The organism is Ascidiaceihabitans donghaensis, assembly GCF_900302465.1.
Lineage (GTDB): Bacteria > Pseudomonadota > Alphaproteobacteria > Rhodobacterales > Rhodobacteraceae > Ascidiaceihabitans > Ascidiaceihabitans donghaensis.
In genome coordinates, this window is record NZ_OMOR01000001.1 from 2,798,452 (window position 1) to 2,816,236 (window position 17,785).

Annotated in this window: 14 protein-coding genes; 5 read left to right on the forward strand and 9 right to left on the reverse strand. The window is 54.7% G+C overall.

What is annotated here, in order from left to right; all coding sequences use genetic code 11:
* The first annotated feature begins 41 nt into the window (after nt 1–41).
* On the forward strand, nt 42–1,442 hold the full coding sequence (locus ASD8599_RS13975) for a helix-turn-helix domain-containing protein (protein WP_108829101.1): 1,401 nt from the start codon (nt 42–44) through the stop codon (nt 1,440–1,442).
* A 9-nt stretch (nt 1,443–1,451) separates the two neighbouring features.
* On the opposite strand, the gene ASD8599_RS13980 is transcribed toward ASD8599_RS13975, so the two are convergent.
* The 7 genes from ASD8599_RS13980 to ASD8599_RS14010 form a co-directional block, all read right to left on the reverse strand.
* On the reverse strand, nt 1,452–2,117 hold the full coding sequence (locus ASD8599_RS13980) for a thermonuclease family protein (protein ID WP_108829102.1): 666 nt from the start codon (nt 2,115–2,117) through the stop codon (nt 1,452–1,454).
* A gap of 86 nt (nt 2,118–2,203) precedes the next feature.
* Nucleotides 2,204–3,853, reverse strand: coding sequence for a choline dehydrogenase (gene betA / locus ASD8599_RS13985; protein WP_108829103.1), 1,650 nt, complete (start codon nt 3,851–3,853; stop codon nt 2,204–2,206).
* Nucleotides 3,853–5,304 carry a betaine-aldehyde dehydrogenase gene (gene betB, locus ASD8599_RS13990; RefSeq protein WP_108829104.1) on the reverse strand — a complete coding sequence of 484 codons (1,452 nt, stop codon included), beginning with the start codon at nt 5,302–5,304 and terminating at the stop codon, nt 3,853–3,855. The genes betA and betB overlap by 1 nt, the downstream gene beginning before the upstream one ends.
* A 75-nt stretch (nt 5,305–5,379) precedes the next feature.
* A complete protein-coding gene (locus ASD8599_RS13995) occupies nt 5,380–6,564 on the reverse strand; it encodes a BCCT family transporter (protein ID WP_108829105.1) in 1,185 nt (394 codons plus the stop codon).
* An 84-nt stretch (nt 6,565–6,648) separates the two neighbouring features.
* Entirely contained in the window at nt 6,649–8,157 is a 1,509-nt protein-coding gene (gene betC / locus ASD8599_RS14000) for a choline-sulfatase (protein ID WP_108829106.1), read from the reverse strand.
* Nucleotides 8,144–8,728 (reverse strand): choline-binding transcriptional repressor BetI, encoded by a 585-nt coding sequence (betI, locus tag ASD8599_RS14005; protein ID WP_108829107.1) that lies wholly within the window; start codon nt 8,726–8,728, stop codon nt 8,144–8,146. Before betI ends, betC begins: the two co-directional genes overlap by 14 nt.
* 86 nt (nt 8,729–8,814) lie before the next feature.
* A complete protein-coding gene (locus tag ASD8599_RS14010) occupies nt 8,815–9,720 on the reverse strand; it encodes a DMT family transporter (protein ID WP_108829108.1) in 906 nt (301 codons plus the stop codon).
* Nucleotides 9,721–10,024: 304 nt separating this feature from the next.
* Here ASD8599_RS14010 and ASD8599_RS14015 point away from each other — a divergent pair, with 304 nt between their 5' ends.
* On the forward strand, nt 10,025–10,294 hold the full coding sequence (locus ASD8599_RS14015; RefSeq protein WP_146188220.1) for a hypothetical protein: 270 nt from the start codon (nt 10,025–10,027) through the stop codon (nt 10,292–10,294).
* Nucleotides 10,295–10,396: 102 nt separating this feature from the next.
* Here ASD8599_RS14015 and ASD8599_RS14020 read toward each other — a convergent pair whose 3' ends face one another.
* A complete protein-coding gene (locus tag ASD8599_RS14020) occupies nt 10,397–11,137 on the reverse strand; it encodes a YebC/PmpR family DNA-binding transcriptional regulator (RefSeq protein WP_108830196.1) in 741 nt (246 codons plus the stop codon).
* A gap of 192 nt (nt 11,138–11,329) precedes the next feature.
* Between ASD8599_RS14020 and ASD8599_RS14025 the strand changes: the two genes are divergently transcribed.
* The 3 genes from ASD8599_RS14025 (at nt 11,330) to ASD8599_RS14035 (ending at nt 15,696) form a co-directional block, all read left to right on the forward strand.
* Complete coding sequence (locus tag ASD8599_RS14025) at nt 11,330–13,102, forward strand: SLC13 family permease (RefSeq protein ID WP_108829110.1); 1,773 nt, start codon at nt 11,330–11,332, stop codon at nt 13,100–13,102.
* A 66-nt stretch (nt 13,103–13,168) separates the two neighbouring features.
* Nucleotides 13,169–14,026 (forward strand): bile acid:sodium symporter family protein, encoded by an 858-nt coding sequence (locus ASD8599_RS14030; RefSeq protein ID WP_108829111.1) that lies wholly within the window; start codon nt 13,169–13,171, stop codon nt 14,024–14,026.
* An 11-nt stretch (nt 14,027–14,037) separates the two neighbouring features.
* Nucleotides 14,038–15,696 carry an FAD-binding dehydrogenase gene (locus tag ASD8599_RS14035; protein ID WP_108829112.1) on the forward strand — a complete coding sequence of 553 codons (1,659 nt, stop codon included), beginning with the start codon at nt 14,038–14,040 and terminating at the stop codon, nt 15,694–15,696.
* Between the two features lie 276 nt (nt 15,697–15,972).
* Here ASD8599_RS14035 and ASD8599_RS14040 read toward each other — a convergent pair whose 3' ends face one another.
* Nucleotides 15,973–17,760 carry an SLC13 family permease gene (locus tag ASD8599_RS14040; protein WP_108829113.1) on the reverse strand — a complete coding sequence of 596 codons (1,788 nt, stop codon included), beginning with the start codon at nt 17,758–17,760 and terminating at the stop codon, nt 15,973–15,975.
* Nucleotides 17,761–17,785 lie beyond the last annotated feature (25 nt).

Here is a 17,785-nt window from a genome sequence, read left to right on the forward strand (position 1 = left end):
GCCATTGCAAACCTGCAAAGACCTGGCGGGGAAGGTAGCTTATGGCGACGCAAAAACTATATGCAGGCGCAAAACTGCGCGAGGTGCGCACCCGCGTTCAGCTGACGCAAAAAGACTTTGCTGCGAAGCTGGGTGTGTCGCTGCCCTATCTCAATCAGATGGAAAACAACAACCGGCCCGTCAGCACAGCGGTCGTCCTGTCCCTTGCTGGTGAGTTCGGTATTGATGTCACGGAACTTTCCACCGGAGATGGTGAACGTCTGGTCAGCGACATGCGCGAAGCTTTGGCTGATCCGGTTTTTGCCGGTGACATGCCACCGATCGCGGATCTTAGGTTGGCGGCATCAAATGCACCGACGCTTGCACGCGCCTTTATCGAATTGCACAACAGCTATCGCCAGACCCATGAAAGGCTGGCCTCTCTGGACGAGGCGTTGGGACGTGAGGATGCGCGTGCACGTCCAAGCCCTTGGGAGGAGGTCCGCGACTTTTTTCACTATTGTGACAACTACATTGATCCTGTGGATCGCGCCGCGGAACACTTTGCCACGGATCAGGGCCGCTCTGGAAACATCCGGGTCGCCGCCGTCTCAACCCTTGGCGCAGAAGGGATCACAGTTGCGTTTGAGGACACCGACAGGCTGCGGTCTTACGTCCCATCAACCAAAAAATTGACCATTTCCTTGCGTGCAGCACCCGAAACGCAAACCTTCCAATTGCTTCTTCAAGTCGCCTTGATCAAACAAAACGCACTATTGGAAGCGACACTAGATCTGGCCCGGTTTCAAACGCAAGAAGCCCGCGCTATCGCAAAAATCGGCTTGGCAAACTATTTTGCAGGCGCCGCATTGATGCCCTACGCCACCTTTTTGCAATCCGCTCAAGACAGCCGGCATGATGTGGAGTGGTTGGCGGGGCGATTTGGTGCCTCAATCGAACAGGTCGCGCACCGGTTGGCCACCATGCAACGACCCGGCGCAAAAGGTATTCCATTTTTCTTTGTGCGCGTCGATCAAGCAGGCACAATCACCAAAAGGCATTCCGCCACGCGTCTGCAATTCGCCCGGTTTGGCGGCGCCTGCCCGCTTTGGAACGTACACCGCGCGTTCGAGCAACCAGGCCAATTTCTGCGACAGTTGGCCGAAACGCCGGACGGGGTCGGCTATATCAACTTGGCTCGCGATGTGTCGAAACCGGCAGGCCGTTATGGTGCACCCGTGCGCCGGTTCGCGATCGCTTTGGGTTGTGAAGTCGCGCATGCCGGGGCCTTGGTCTATGCGGATGGTTTGGATCTTGGCCGGACCGATGCGTTTGAACCTATCGGCATTTCGTGTCGGATTTGCGAACGCAAGACATGTCACCAACGCTCTGTGCCGCCGCTTGAACGCAAATTGACCATTGATACCGACTTGCGTGACGTGCTGCCCTACACTGTGGATTAGCGCGCAATTTCAGCGTTTTGCGGCCCGCCACCCGGATGCAACCGCATCTTGAACGGAACAAAACCACCGTTCGCCCTTTTGGATGTTAATGCCTGTGCGCTCATAAAATGCCTGACCAGGCCGATGAAAGATGCGTTTTCCATCCGCCGAAACATTGCCTTTGATCACGCAGTCCCGATCCGGTGGAATGCGTCCCTTGATGCGGCTTTTGCGAAACTGTGACGGGCTTTGCACACGGCTGGCGTGCAGGCCACGATCGTTGATCGCAGCGCCCTTTTCGTCCAGAACATAGGTCGTGGAATATTTGGCGTAGGCAAACGCCAATCCATCGGATACCAGCGCACGACCAATATCTTCGCCGGCGACGTCACATGAGGCAACAACACGGTTGTACCTGTCGACAGTCACTTGGGTACACGTCGCGATCTGCCCTTGTATCCGCTGGCGCACCTGATCGTTGACCCATGCCCCACACTGCCAGGACGTTCCCTGTTCGGTGACACAATGCTGGTCTTTTTCAGGGGCATCAACGCCATGCAAGCGCACCCGCGTGTCCCCAACGTCAAAGGTGTCACCGTCAATGACAACAACGCGACCGGTAAATTGGCCAGACGTTTCCGCCGCGGCAAGAATAGGTAACAAACATAAAACGATGGCGGTGCAAAACGTGTTCATGCCCCCTCAAATGAGGGTAAAGCATGAACATATCAAGCAAAACCAGTAACGAAGGTAAACAAAACATGAAGGAAAGCGCGAACGCTTTACCTTTGCTCTGTTTCCCAATCCGGGTGAATCCACGGCTGATCATTGGCGCGTGGCAAGGGGTCGCGGCCCAGCACATGATCAGACATCTTTTCCCCAACCATGATCGACGGCCCATTCAGATTGCCATTTGTGATGCGTGGAAAAATGCTGCTGTCTGCCACACGCAGCCCGTCGACGCCAATCACCTGTCCCTGTGCATCCACCACAGCCATCGGGTCATCCCGCCGCCCCATTTTGCAGGTTCCGCAGGGATGGTAGGCGCTTTCCACATGCTCGGCGATAAATGCGTCCAGCTCATCGTCTGATTGCACCGCGTCCCCGGGTTGGATTTCGTGCTTCACATAGGGCTTGAACGCATTTTGCGCGAAGATCTCGCGGGTCAGGCGAATACAGCGGCGGAAATCCTCCCAATCCGAAGGGTCCGACATGTAATTGAACAAAATCTTCGGGTCGTCTTGCGGATTTTTCGAGCGCAGCGTGACGGACCCACGCGACACCGATCGCATCGGGCCTGTGTGCGCTTGAAACCCGTGGCCTTCAGCCGCCACCTTGCCGTCATATCGCACAGCGATCGGCAAGAAATGGTATTGAATATCGGGATAATCCACACCGGGTTTTGACCGGATGAACGCCGCACTTTCAAATTGGTTGGACGCGCCCATACCTGTCTTTGTGAATAACCATTGCGCCCCGATCATCGCCTTGGAAAACAGGTTCCAGTGTTTGTACAGCGTGATGGGTTGGCTGGCCGCCATTTGCAAATACAGCTCCAGATGATCTTGCAAATTCTGCCCGACGCCGGGACGGTCTGCGACCACTTCAATGCCGTGTTCAGCCAGATGGGCCGCGGGTCCGATCCCCGACAGCATCAGAATTTTCGGAGAGTTGATTGAGGACGCCGCAAGGATTACTTCCTGCCGCGCTTTTACAACCTGCCCACCCGCCAGAGCCACACCAGTGGCTTGACCGTCTTCGATCACGACCTTCTCGACCAAACCGTTGATCAGTTTGCAGTTTTCGCGTTTTAAGGCCGGCCGCAAATAGGCGTTGGCCGCAGACCAGCGTCGCCCCTTGTGCACCGTTTGCTCCATTGGGCCAAAGCCTTCCTGCTTTTGCCCGTTGTAGTCATCAGTGGCCTCATAGCCTGCCTGCTTGCCAGCCTCGACAAAGGCTTTGAACAAAGGATTTTCACGCGGGCCACGTGTCACGTGCAAAGGCCCATCTGTGCCGCGCCATTCGGGATCACCGCCGTGCCCGCCATCGTCCCATGTCTCCATGCGTTTGTAATAGGGCAACACATCCGCATAGGCCCAACCATCCGCGCCGCTTTCAGCCCAATGGTCGAAGTCTTTCGCATGGCCGCGCACATAAACCATGCCGTTGATCGAAGACGATCCACCAATGACCTTGCCGCGCGGGCATGCCAACTTGCGCCCCCCCAGATGCGGTTCGGGTTCCGATGTGTAGCCCCAATCGTACCGTTTCATGTTCATCGGGTAAGACAGTGCAGCAGGCATCTGGATGAACGGCCCTGCGTCCGTGCCCCCATGTTCGATCACCAACACGTCTTTTCCCGCCTCGGCCAGACGGTAAGCCATAGCGCATCCCGCACTGCCGGCCCCGACAATCACATAATCCGCTTCCATCAAAACGGCGCCTCGACATCACCCATACGCACGTAAACGGATTTGAGTTGCGAATAGTGTTCAATCGCCGCCTTGGAGTTTTCACGTCCGACGCCCGAGTTTTTCGATCCGCCAAAGGGGGCTTCAACGGGTGCATCGTTGTAGGAATTGATGAAACATGTCCCGGCTTCAAACCCGGCTGCGACACGGTGTGCCCGTGTCAGATCGTTGGTAAACACACCTGCCGCCAACCCGAATTCTGTGTCATTGGCGCGTTTCATCACATCCGCTTCATCTTCAAAATCGAGAACTGCCATCACGGGGCCAAAGATCTCTTCACGTGCAATGGTCATATCGTCTTTGACGTCCGCAAAAACTGTGGGTTCCAGATAGAACCCGTCGCGGTCCAAACGCTTGCCGCCGTAAACCAGACGCGCCCCTTCAGCCTGACCTTTTTCGATGTAGCCCAGCACGATATCCATCTGCCGCTCTGATACCATTGGCCCGAAGTTGGTGTCGGGGTCTTGCGGGTCGCCGATCACCGCTGTGGCCAGACGCTCGGAGAGGCGCTTCAGAAACGCTTCTTTGATGTCTTTGTGCACAAACACGCGTGTGCCGTTGGAACAGACCTGTCCAGAGGAATAAAAGTTCCCCAAGATCGCACCGCCGACGGCATTTTCGATGTCCGCGTCCTCAAACACGATCATCGGGGATTTGCCGCCAAGTTCCATGGTGACGTGTTTGATGCCTGCAGCCGCTGCCGCATAGACTTTGCGGCCCGTTGGTACGGAGCCTGTCAAAGACACCTTGTCGACACGGTCATCGGTGACCAAAGCCGCGCCCACATCACCCAAACCCTGAATGACGTTGTAAATGCCTTTCGGCAGGCCAGCGTCAATCAAAATCTCGGCCACTTTCAACGCGCACAGCGGCGTGGTTTCTGACGGTTTGAACACCATCGAATTGCCACAAGCCAATGCAGGTGCGCCCTTCCAACAGGCGATTTGTGTGGGATAGTTCCACGCGCCTATCCCGACACAGACACCCAGCGCCTCGCGGCGGGTATAAACCCAATCGTCGCCCAATTGGATGTGTTCGCCCGTCAGGGTCGCGGCCATGCCACCGAAATATTCAAGCGCATCCGCCCCCGAGGTCGCATCAACGGCGATCGTTTCCTGATAGGGTTTGCCTGTGTCGTAGGTTTCCAGAACCGACAGTTCGTGATTGCGGTCACGGATCATGTCGGCTGCACGGCGCAAAATGCGGCCCCGTTCTGTGCCAGACATCGCAGCCCAAGCGGGCCAAGCCGCACGTGCAGCATCCAAAGCCTGTTCCACAATCGCAGGCGTTGCGGAATGGACCTGCGCGATCTTTTCGCCTGTTGCGGCATAGATCACCTCGATGGGTGTGCCGGCAGTGTCTTCGACATATTCACCGTTGATAAAATGGCTGGCTTTGGGTTGGGTCTGCATGAAATCTCTCGTTTTGTTGCGTCCCGCCCAATGCACAGATCATGCGTTGGACGGGGGATTGATTTTTTAAGGCGCTTATTCAGCTGGTGTTTGCGCGTTGCCCGTCAAACCCGAAAGCCTGTCGCGTTTCACAAAGAACATATACGCAAGTGCCAACAGGTAGATCACGATGACCACAGAGCCGACCCACTGGATTTGCAACCACTGGCTTTGGAACAGCAGCGTCAGAACAAACAAGCCGATGGCGTTGGCCAACACATAAGACACGGTACCGAAACGCTCGGTCGTCAGGTTCAGGTTGTCTGTGTACAAGCGAATGAGACTGTCGAACGAATTGATGACAAACACGATGCCTACGATGGTCATGGCCCAGTTCGGGAAGCCTGCTGTGCCGATACCGTTCAGGTGGTAATAGTACAAAACGGTGAACCACAGCGCCAAGGGAATGGATGGGAACACTAGCAAGGACGCCAGCAATTGCCATGTTTTCAACCCACCGACAAAGCGGCTGACAAACTGACCAATCATGATGGACCATGCAAACCACCAGAACAGGTAGAATTCGTGATAATCCGTCAGCGGAATGATGAACTTGTGGATGTTGGTGAAATAACCGCCGATATTGCTGCCGGTCGATGCCAGATCGCCCACGCTCATGCCTGCGTTCAGGAACATGTAAAGGATCAGCAACAAGAACAGGATCGTCGAGCTGACGGATAGAACCCGCACAAACTTGAGGTCTGTGGACGAAAACGCCGCCACCAGGATCACAAGGAAGCAGATCAGGTAGAATACCGGCAAAATCGTTTCGCCGTCACCGACTTCTGCGATGTAATAGGGCATGTAGATCAGGAACAACGCGCCTGTGAAGGCACAGGTTGTGATGATCACGATATTGTTCAGAAGCTTCACAAACGGGATGTCAAAGAACTTCACGCGCGGTTCGATTGCGCAAAAGTAAAAGGTCGTCAAAAAGTAGAACGCCCAGATCAAAAAGCCCCAGAACCCGAATTCAAGCGCAAGCGGGTTGGTGAAGGCATAGGCCGGTTCTGTCGCTGTATCGGCGTATAACGGATAATCAAAGGCGAGCGGAAACATGATAAGTCCCACATCCAAACCCGACGTAAACAGGATCGCGATAAAGGTGAACAGCGGCACAGGCGTCACGCCCGTCAGCGGCAAATTCCACCATTTGATCACGCAAATGGCCACCAGCACAAATGCCAGAATGACCCCGAAAGATATGATCGACGTTAACATTTTCGTTCCTCGTTGGTTGTTGGCTTGAATGCTTCTTTAAGGTTCAACCACCCTGCATCCTTCGAAGTGGTCGTTACATTTATGTCATTCGCCACGCGGATATCGCGCGTCTTCCTCAACTGTGTTGAGGTCCATATGGTTGCGCATGTACCGCTCCGAGGCTTTTTGCAAAGGTTGGAAATCCCACGGGAAATATCCGCCTTCACGAAGGGCCTCGTAAACCACCCAGCGTTTTGCTTGACTGGCGCGCACTTCTGCGTCGAACTTGTCCAGATCCCAACGCGCTTCGGATTTGGCACGTAGCTGGTCCAGCGTCCCTTTATGCGCAGGCACCTGCGCCAGATTGGTCAATTCATGTGGGTCGGCGTCCAGGTCAAACAACTGGTCTGCATCCAAAGCACAACGGTTGTATTTCCACTTGCCGTACCGCAGCGACACCATCGGCGCATAAGACGCCTCGGCTGTGTATTCCATCGCGACAGGTTCCGTGCGTTCAACGCCCTGCCCCATTGGCACAACGGACTGGCCTGCGGTCCATGGCATCACCTCGGACATGTCCACCCCCGCCAGATCACACAGCGTCGGACAAACATCGATGTTCGACACAGGCGTTGTATGCAATCCCGGTTCCATTTGCGGGGCACTGATCATCATCGGAACCCGCGCAGAGCCTTCAAAGAAGGACATTTTGAACCAAAGGCCCCGTTCGCCCAACATATCCCCGTGATCCGATACAAACAGAATGATCGCTTCTTGGCGGGTGCCGTCCAAGGCTTCCATCACCTCACCGATCTTGTCGTCCAGATAAGAAATGTTGGCAAAATAGGCGCGACGGGACCGTTTGATGTCGTCTTCTGTGATGTCAAAGCTGCGCCAGTCGTTGGCGTCAAAAATGCGCTTCGAATGGGTATCGTGATCGTCATAATCCATTGCAGGCACGGTCGGCAGCAGATGTTCGCAATCCTCGTAAAGATCCCAATATTTCTTTCGCGCCACATAGGGGTCATGCGGATGCGTGAAGCTGACGGTCAGGCACCACGGGCGGTCATCTTTGCCGCGTGCCAGATCATAAACCTTGCGGGTCGCATGATAGGCGACTTCATCGTCGTATTCCATCTGGTTGCTGATCTCGGCCACGCCCGCGCCGGTGACAGACCCCATATTGTGATACCACCAGTCGATGCGTTCCCCCGGTTTACGGTAGTCCGGCGTCCAGCCAAAATCGGGCGGATATACATCAGTTGTCAGGCGTTCTTCAAAACCGTGCAGCTGGTCGGGGCCTACGAAATGCATCTTGCCCGAAAGGCAGGTTTGATAGCCCGCGCGACGCAAATGGTGGGCATAGGTGGGCAACGAGGATGGAAACTCCGCCGCATTATCATAGACACCTGTCGCGGAAGGCAATTGGCCCGACATGAACGCCGCCCGCCCCGGGGCGCAGAGCGGCGACGCCGTATAGGCGTTGGCAAACCGCGTGGACCGTGCGGCCAGCTTCTTCAAATTGGGTGCATGCAACCAATCCGCTGGACCATCGGGAAACAGCGTGCCGTTCAACTGGTCCACCATAAATATCAGGATATTAGGTTTGGTCATTTTTGGGGCCCACAATCGTTTTAAGGGTATTCAGCGCCGTTTCATGCGCGTGGTTTGCATCAGACGTGCGTGCCAAAGCTGCACGTAAATACAGGCCATCAATCAAAGACGCCATTGTTGTTGCCGCGACATCGGGGGTGTCCGTCAGGGGCCGCAAAGCGTGCGTCAAATTCGAGTGCAAGCGCAGTTGGTATAGCCGCAACAAACGTGCTGTGCCGTCGTTTGTCTGCGCACGCGCATAAAGCGTCATCCAAGCACTGATCGTGGCGGGGGCAAAACAGGACGGCGCAAAACAGGCCCCCACGATGGCTTCGGCACGGGCGTAGGGCGTGCGGGCTTCGCGCAGCCGCACAAGGACTTCTTGCCCGAACTCGCGCAAAATGTGGCGCATGGCCGCCAGAAAAATCTGATCTTTGCCACCAAAATAGTGATGAGCCAACGCACTGGACATGCCTGCGCGTTTGGCGATTTGGCCGACGGTCACACCCAGATGGCCAGCTGCGCCGATTTCCTCAATGGTCGCTGTGACCAAGGCGGACCGTCGAATAGGTTCCATTCCAACCTTTGGCATGCATCCCCCAACACATAAATGAAGCAGTTTTCAATTGGCGCTAACCCTAGAAGGATTTTAATTAACCCGTCAATCAATAAAAACAGCTAGACCTTCGTGGCGGGTGTTGTGGGGGTGATGGGGCCACGTTTCAAAACGGCTTCGCGCCATGTGATGAACGTGACTGAAGCCAAAATCAGAACGCCTCCGAGAATGACATATGTGTCGACGGCTTCATCGAAAACGATCAGGCCAAGTAAAGTAGCCCAGACAAGTTGCAAGAAGGTGATAGGTTGCGTCACAGTCACAGGGGCCGCTGCAAAAGCAAGGGTCATGGTATAGTGCCCCGCTTGGGCAAACAGAGCCACAGCAAACAAAATGCCAATATCGGACCACGTCGGCGTCACCCAATGATAGGCTGCAAATGGCGCCAAAGCCACGGTGACAAACAACGACAGCATGGCAACAACCACCGTCGGCTTGGCCTCATCGGCCATGATCTTCGCCAAAAGATACGACCCCGCGAAAACAACGGCCGCAACCAGCATCGCCAGATGACCGGGCAAAACTTCCCTGAATCCGGGCCGCAATATGATGGCCGCCCCCACCAACGCGATAATCACAGCCATAATGCGCCGCATCGCCAGACGTTCGCCTAGAAAAATAGCGGCCCCGATCGACACGTAGACCGGTGCCAGATAGTTCATCGCGGTCACTTCAGCGATAGGAATGCGCGTCATGGCAAAAAACCAAAGCATCACACCAAATGCATGCAAAAAGCCACGCAGTCCGAACAGCTTCCATTGCCGCGGCGTCACGGTTGCACTGCGCAATTCGCGGATCATCGGCAGCAAGAAAACCAGACCCAACAAATACCGCAAGAATGCGGATTGCGCAGGCGGCATCGTGGGGCCCATCCACTTGACCAATGCCGTGACCGCAACAAAAGAAAGCCCTGTCACCAGCATCCAAAAGATACCGGCCATCGGGCGCGAGGAAGACGTTTGAACCATACCGCGTATCAACACCCAAACACCAAGCGGTCACAAGGGCTATCGGCCTGACTGCGCCAACAAACGTACGCCTCGAGTCAAAACCATGTGCCCAAACGTGCCAGACTTAGGCCGTTTTCAGTCTTAATCCGGCCTTTAATTCAGTTGAAAACTACGCGGATTCGACGATTGGAAAAATAGTGAAAGATGACGCCTTTACAAAGGCATGTACCATACTTAGATGCTGGCGACTTGGCACAAAAGTTTCATCCACATCACAGTGATCTGAACATTGATGATTGGCGTATCTCTTTGCAATTACCATATGACTAAGAAGGCACATAGAAAGATCGAAAAGATGTTGGAAAACGCACATAATCTGGACCTAAGCGTGAGGGATCTCAAACTGATCCAGGACGCGCTTTATACGCAGGAAAAAATCCTTAGCGTGCAAAGTCGCGCGGGGGGCAACGCGGCCAAGCTGCGCCTGAACGAAGTCAAAGAGCTGATGCGCCGGGTCGATGTGAAAGCACCCCAGCGCGAAAGCGAAAACCGCAAAAGCTGGATTGGACTGACGCGGGCCTTGTTCGGCTAACTGCGTCAGCCGTTCGCGGCACATAGATACAAAAAAGCCCCTCCAATTGAATGGAAGGGCAAGATTTTTTGACAACCGAATTGTTCGGTTATGGACGCCGCATCATAGCTGCGACATCACCTCGTCAGACGCTTCAAAATTGGTTGTGACGCGTTGGACATCATCATCATCTTCCAGCGCATCGACCAGTCGCATCAACTTTTCCATCGCTTCAAGGTCCATTTCAGTTGTCGTCGTAGGACGCCATACCAATTTGGTCGATGAAGATTCGCCCAATTCCGCCTCCAACGCCGTGGACACATCATTCAGATCGGTGTCGGCGCACCAAACGATATGACCGTCGTCTGAGCTTTCGACATCTTCTGCGCCCGCCTCGATGGCAGCCATCATCACAGTATCCGCATCGCCAACATCCACGCCGTAGCTGACTTCGCCTTTGCGGTCGAACATAAACCCAACGCTGCCTGTCTCGCCCAGATTTCCGCCGTTTTTGGAAAATGTGGATCGCACAGTGGATGCGGTGCGGTTGCGGTTATCCGTCATGGTTTCCACGATGACAGCCACGCCATTGGGGCCGTACCCTTCATAGCGGATTTCTTCGTAGTCATCCCCCTCACCCGCTTGGGATTTCTTGATCGCGCGATCAATCACGTCTTTGGGCACAGAATTGGATTTGGCTTCTTTTACAGCCAATCGCAAACGCGGGTTCTTGTCGGGGTCGGGATCCCCCATCTTGGCGGCCACCGTGATTTCTTTGGCCAGCTTGGAAAACAATTTAGAGCGCAGTTTGTCCTGACGCCCTTTTCGGTGCTGAATATTCGCCCATTTTGAGTGGCCTGCCATAGCATCCTCCAAGAATTCATCTGCTGCATGTTGGCCGTTGCTATAAGGCAGGCAAGGTTGCAGGTGCAAGCCCACGTGCGCATTCTGCACCATAGGATACGGTTCCACGGCTAGAAAGATCGCGGTCAAAGCCTTCAAACCACATTGCAAATCGCGCTGGCCCCCGCGTGCACAAGACCATACTGTACAGCTATGACACCTGATCAAATCATCCTGTTTTCGCTTTTCGGCGCCGTCTTTGGCCTTCTGTTGTGGGGGCGTTTTCGCTACGATATTGTGGCCTTTTCGGCCCTGATGGTCGGCGTGGTGCTGGGGGTTGTGCCGCAAAAAGACGCCTTTTCAGGCTTTGGCCATCCAGCCACGCTGGTGGTGGCGTTGGTGCTGGTCGTATCAGCGGGCCTCGTGCGGTCGGGTGCTGTGTTTTTAATCACCCGCACGCTGGTCGACGCAAGCCGGTCGCTTGGGGCACACATCACTTTGATGGGCGCAATTGGTGGCGTGCTTTCCGCCTTTATGAACAATGTCGCTGCCTTGGCATTGTTGATGCCAGTCGATATTCAAACCGCACGCAAAGCAGGACGCAGTGCAGGCTTGTCGCTGATGCCGCTTAGCTTTGCCACCATCCTGGGCGGCATGGTCACTTTGATCGGCACCCCGCCCAATATCATCATCGCTGCCATCCGCGAAGAAAGCCTTGGCGCACCGTTCAAGATGTTTGACTTCGCGCCTGTCGGTGGTGTTGCGGCCATTGCAGGGCTTTTGTTTGTGGCACTGATTGGCTGGCGTTTGATCCCCGCGCGTGAAGACGATGGCGGCGGACCAGACGATCTAAGCCAATACATCGCAGAGCTGACCGTGCCTGCGGGCAACAAACACATCGGCAAACGCGTTGCAGAACTGGATGAAGACGCCGAAAAGACCGACGTTGCCATCATTGGTTTGATCCGTGATGGCAAGCGCCGCTACGGTCAGGCCCGCAATACAAAAATTCAAGAAGGCGACGCCTTCGTATTGGAAGCCACACCAGACGCATTAGACGAATTTCGCACTGCGCTGGATTTGGCATTGGCAGACGAAACACGCACGGAACGCTTAAATGCGGCCGGAGAAGGTGTTGAGATCATTGAAGTCGTGGTGATGGAAAACAGCCGCTTGGTGGACCGAACGGCGCAAGCGGTCGGGCTGTCTTGGCGTCAAAGCTCTGTGTTGATGGGCATTTCACGCGAAGGCAAACGTATATCCAAAGAAATCCGCAAGACTGAAATGCGGCCCGGAGACATTTTGCTTCTGCTGGTGCCACGCGACCGTGGACCGGATGTCACCGAATGGTTGGGGTGCTTGCCCTTGGCAGATCGCGGGTTGGCTGTGACCGAAAACAGCAAAGTCTGGCTGGCGATCGCCATGTTCGGCGGGGCCGTGATCGCCGCAAGCTTGGGGCTTATCTATCTGCCTGTCGCATTGGGCATGGTTGTGGTGGCTTACGTTTTGACGCGCATCGTGCCCTTGTCGGAACTTTACACGCATATCGAATGGCCCGTGGTTGTGCTTTTGGGGTCTATGATCCCGCTTGGGGCCGCGTTGGAAACATCAGGCGGCACCGAGTTGATTGCCGGTGCTTTGATCGGATGGACCCAAGGGCTGCCTGCGTGGATGGTGCTGACCGTCTTGATGATTGTTACCATGACGTTGTCCGACGTGCTGAACAACACCGCGACAACCATTGTGGCCGCCCCTGTGGGCATTCAAATGGCCCAAACTCTGGGTGTTTCGCCGGACCCGTTTTTGATGGCTGTGGCTGTGGCTGCATCATCGGCGTTCCTGACGCCCATCGGCCATAAGAACAACACGCTAATTCTGGGGCCGGGTGGCTACAGTTTCGGAGACTACTGGCGCATGGGGCTTCCGTTGGAAATCATAGTGGTGGCGGTCTCTATTCCCGCAATTCTGGTGTTCTGGCCACTCTGACGGAACGTTTTTCTTGCCAACCTGCAAGCACATTAGAATGTGTAGAAAAAACCTGAAGGGCCTTCGATGGACATTCTTATCAACGTGGTTTTGCCACTGTCGCTTGCAATCATTATGCTATCCTTGGGGATCGGCCTGACGTTTGGCGATTTCGCACGTGTTCTGACACGATTGCGGGCCTTCGGGGTCGGCGCCGTTGCACAAATCATCGCCCTTCCCGTTGTGGCCTATCTGGTGGTGATCGCATTCAAGCTGCCTGGTGAGCTGGCGGTCGGGTTTATGTTGCTGTCTTTTTGCCCGGGCGGTGTGACCAGCAACATGATTACCAAACTGGCCAAAGGTGACGTGGCACTGTCAGTCTCTCTTACGGCGGTCATTAGCCTGCTGGGGCTGCTGACTGTACCCTTTCTTGCAGCATGGTCCGTTGTGCACTTCATGGGCGAGAACGCACCACAAATTGACATCGCCACACTGGCAATCGCGGTCTTTTTGATCACCACTTTGCCCGTATTGATCGGTGTGACAGTCAGGCACTTTGCAACAGGGTTTGCGCAGCGTATCGAGCCGGCCTTGTCGGTGCTGGCCACGGTTTTGTTTGTTGTTATCGTTTTGGCCGCGATTGCTGGCAATTGGGCGCTGTTGATCGACAATCTAAGCACCCTTGGTCCGGCACTGATTGTGATGAACATCGGCCTGATGCTGCTTGGGCTTGGCTTGGCACGCGCATCCGGTCTGACATGGCACGAGATGAAAACCGTTTCGATCGAAACGGGTGTACAGAACGCGACACTGGGTATTGCCTTGGCTGCGATCATTTCCGGGCAATCAGAGGGCTTTTCAACAATGGCCCTACCATCAGCCGTCTATGGTATATTGATGTACTTTGTCGCGGCCCCCTTTGTGGCCTGGTACCGCAAAAGATAAGGATTTCCATTATGGATCAAGCAGATGCAATCGTTGTAGGCGCGGGCCTATCAGGGTTGGCCGCAGCCGCAGAACTGGGCGACCGCGGGAAATCAGTAATCGTTCTTGACCAAGAACCTCGCCATTTTTTGGGCGGCCAAGCCTTCTGGTCCTTGGGTGGCTTGTTTATGATCGACACGCCCGAGCAACGCCGCATGGGTATCAAAGACAGCCCTGAACTTGCCTATAACGACTGGATGGGATCGGCCCAATTTGACCGCCCTGAAGATGCGATGCCACGTAAATGGGCTGAAGCCTATTTGGAATTTGCAGCAGGCGACATGCGCCAATGGCTTTACGATATGGGCAACCGATGGTTTCCAATTGTGGGCTGGGCCGAACGCGGCGGGTCCTATGCCGACAACCACGGCAATTCGGTGCCCCGTTTTCACATCACTTGGGGTACCGGTGAAGGCATTATTGAACACTTTGTCAGACGCTGTCTGGAACACGAAAAAGCTGGCCGTATCATATTCAAGTTCCGCCATCAGGTAGACAGAATCGACATGGAAAACGGCGCGGCCAAAGGCGTTAGCGGCACTGTGTTGGCCGAGGATTCTGTCCAACGCGGCGCATCCACAAATCGCGATCCTGTAGGCGATTTTTCCCTTCAATCCCCATCTGTTATCGTGACATCCGGAGGCATTGGTGGAAACTTCGAGATGGTGCGCAAAGTCTGGCCAACCGAACGTTTGGGGCCCGCGCCGAAACAGATGATCGCCGGGGTGCCTGCGCATGTGGACGGGCGTATGATCGGGATCTCTGAGGCCGCTGGTGGGGACGTGATCAACGGCGACCGCATGTGGCATTACACGGAAGGCGTTAAAAACTGGGACCCCATCTGGCCATCACATGGCATTCGCATCCTGCCAGGCCCGTCTTCTATGTGGTTTGACGCCACTGGCAATCGATTTGCGCCGCCAAACTTGCCCGGCTTCGACAGCATGACATCGCTTAAGGAAATACTATCGACGGGTCACGACTACAGCTGGTTCATCTTGACCCAAAAAATCATCGAAAAGGAATTCGCCTTGTCGGGGTCGGAACAAAACCCCGATCTGACTTCCAAAAGCTGGCTGGAAGTGATCAAGGCCCGCCTTTTGTCTGGAAAAGGGGCGCCAAAACCCGTCGAGGCGTTCAAAGACAAAGGCGAAGATTTCGTTGTTGCACAAACACTTGAGGACCTTGCCCGTGGTATGAACCAAGTCGCGGGTGGTGATTTGATAGATGCCGACCATTTGCGCCGCCAGATCAGCGCCCGCGATTTGCAGGTCGACAATCCTTTCACAAAAGACGCGCAGTTGATGGCCATTCATGCTGCACGGAATTATCGCGGCGACAAGTTGGTGCGTGTCGCAAAACCGCACAAGATTCTCGACCCAAGCAACGGACCATTGATCGCTGTGAAGCTCAACATTTTGACCCGCAAAACGCTTGGTGGTCTGCACACCGATCTGGAAAGCCGCATGATCGGTGCTGACGGGGAAATCATACCCGGTCTATTCGCAGCAGGCGAAGTTGCGGGGTTTGGCGGCGGCGGATACCACGGGTACAACGCACTCGAGGGAACGTTTTTAGGGGGCTGCATCTTTTCAGGACGCGCTGCAGGACGGTCGAAATCTATTGCCTAAGCGCTTGGAACGACCGTGAAGGAAAAGGTTCGAATCTTGTAATCTGCGGCGTTCCCCGTGGACCCCGATCTAGGAAGGTTTGTGGCTGTTAACGAAATTCTGATCACCTTAACCATTTGTTTACGCATTGCGTAAGGTGAGGCGAGCACGCCTTTGATCTTTCAATCTAAATCGTCTTATCCACAGCTTCATCCATCAACGTCCCCGCAGGTGTTCTTACAACGTCACATGGCGTGTGTGACCCAAGTGCCAAATTGTGCGGATCAGAGAAGAGTTTTACTGAGAATAGAGTGGCCAGATAAACGGAATGACCGCAGAAGCCAAAAGACCGATGCTCAGATTCAACGGGATTCCGACTTTCATGAAGTCCGAAAACGTATAGCCGCCCGGACCATAAACAAGCATGTTGGTCTGATACCCGATAGGTGTCGCAAAGCTGGCAGAGGCCGCAACCATCACCGCCACAACAAGGGGTCGGGGGTCGATCCCCATGGCCCCGGCCAATCCGATTGCTATGGGCGTGACCACAACTGCCACCGCATTGTTGCTGACCATTTCGGTTAACACGGAGGTCAAAAGGTAAATGGCCCAAACGATCAAAAAGGGTGGCAGAACACTTAAACCCGGGGCAATAAACCCGACAATCAAAGCAACGGCACCCGATGCTTCCAATGCAGCGCCAATTGCCAACATCGAGAAAATCAGCGCCAGAAGGCGCCCGTCAACAAACCCGAATGCCTCGTCTGCATCGATACATCTGGTAATCAAAACAAGGGCAACAGCCAGCACCGAAAGCAGAAAAATCGGGGCTATTCCAAGCGCTGCCAGCAAAACGATCCCCGTCAAAGCGACAATAACGACGGGTGCGTGGCTGCGCCGAAACGCACGGGCGGATGGCTTGGAAACATCCACCATATCCATTTCAGAACTGAGGCGCTGAATATCGGAAGGGGCCCCTTCGAGCAAAAGTGTATCGCCAATTTTCACAATCAAATCATCAAGTTGGCGTCCAATATTTTGATTTCGACGATGTACTGCCAAAGGATAGACCCCGAACCGCCGACGCAAACGCAAGGCCCCCAATGATCGTCCGACCATTTTGCATCCTGGCGTGATCAGCACCTCTACGGTGGTGGTTTCAACTGCCGAAACCTGATCCACACGTTTAAGTTCCTTGTTGCGTTGCAGGCTTAGCAGCTCGGTGATCTGCGTGCGCAAAACCACCCTGTCGCCTACTGCCAGTTCAACGCCTTGCAGATTGCGCCGCAAAGACACATCGCCGCGAATAACATCGATCAACCGCACGCCATCGCGTTTGAACAATTGCACGCCAGTGACTTCACGTCCGACCAAGTTGGATTCCGGCGGAATAACCGCCTCTGTGAAGAACTTCCTACGGGTTCGATCCGACAAAAGATCAGCCATGCTTTCACGATCAGGCAGCAACTTTGGCGCTACAAAACGCAGATAGATCATCCCCCAAATGACCAAAATGATACCCAGCGGCGTCACTTCAAAGATGGAAAAGGCTGCGAGCCCGTTGGCGCGTGCAACGCCGTCCACCAGCAAATTTGTGGATGTCCCGATCAAAGTCAAAGTACCACCCAAAATCGCGGCATAACTAAGCGGTATCAACAGCTTAGATGCCGTAATACCCATCGTTTTCGCAAGCTGGATAAACACCGGAATCATAACAACAACAACGGGTGTGTTTGACACAATCGCAGAACTGAGCACCACAAATGCCATCAGTAACACAATAGCCAACGCCGGGTTGGTCCGCGCTTGTTTGTCTGCAATTGCGGTGAATGCGTCCAAAGCGCCGGTGCGCACCAATGCCCCCATTATGATGAACATCGCGGCGATGGTCCAAGGCGCAGGGTTGGACAAGACTGTCAGGGCGCGGTCATACGGTAAAACGCCCAACCCCAGCAGCGCGGCTGCTCCGGTGATGGCAACAACCTCAGTGGGGAAGGTTTCGCGTAAAAATAGTATGAACATGACAATCACAACGGTTAACGTGACCACCGCGCTGCCGGTTTGGGAAAGGTTGAGAAAGCCCATGGTATCTGCCCGCTGTAAGGGAGTG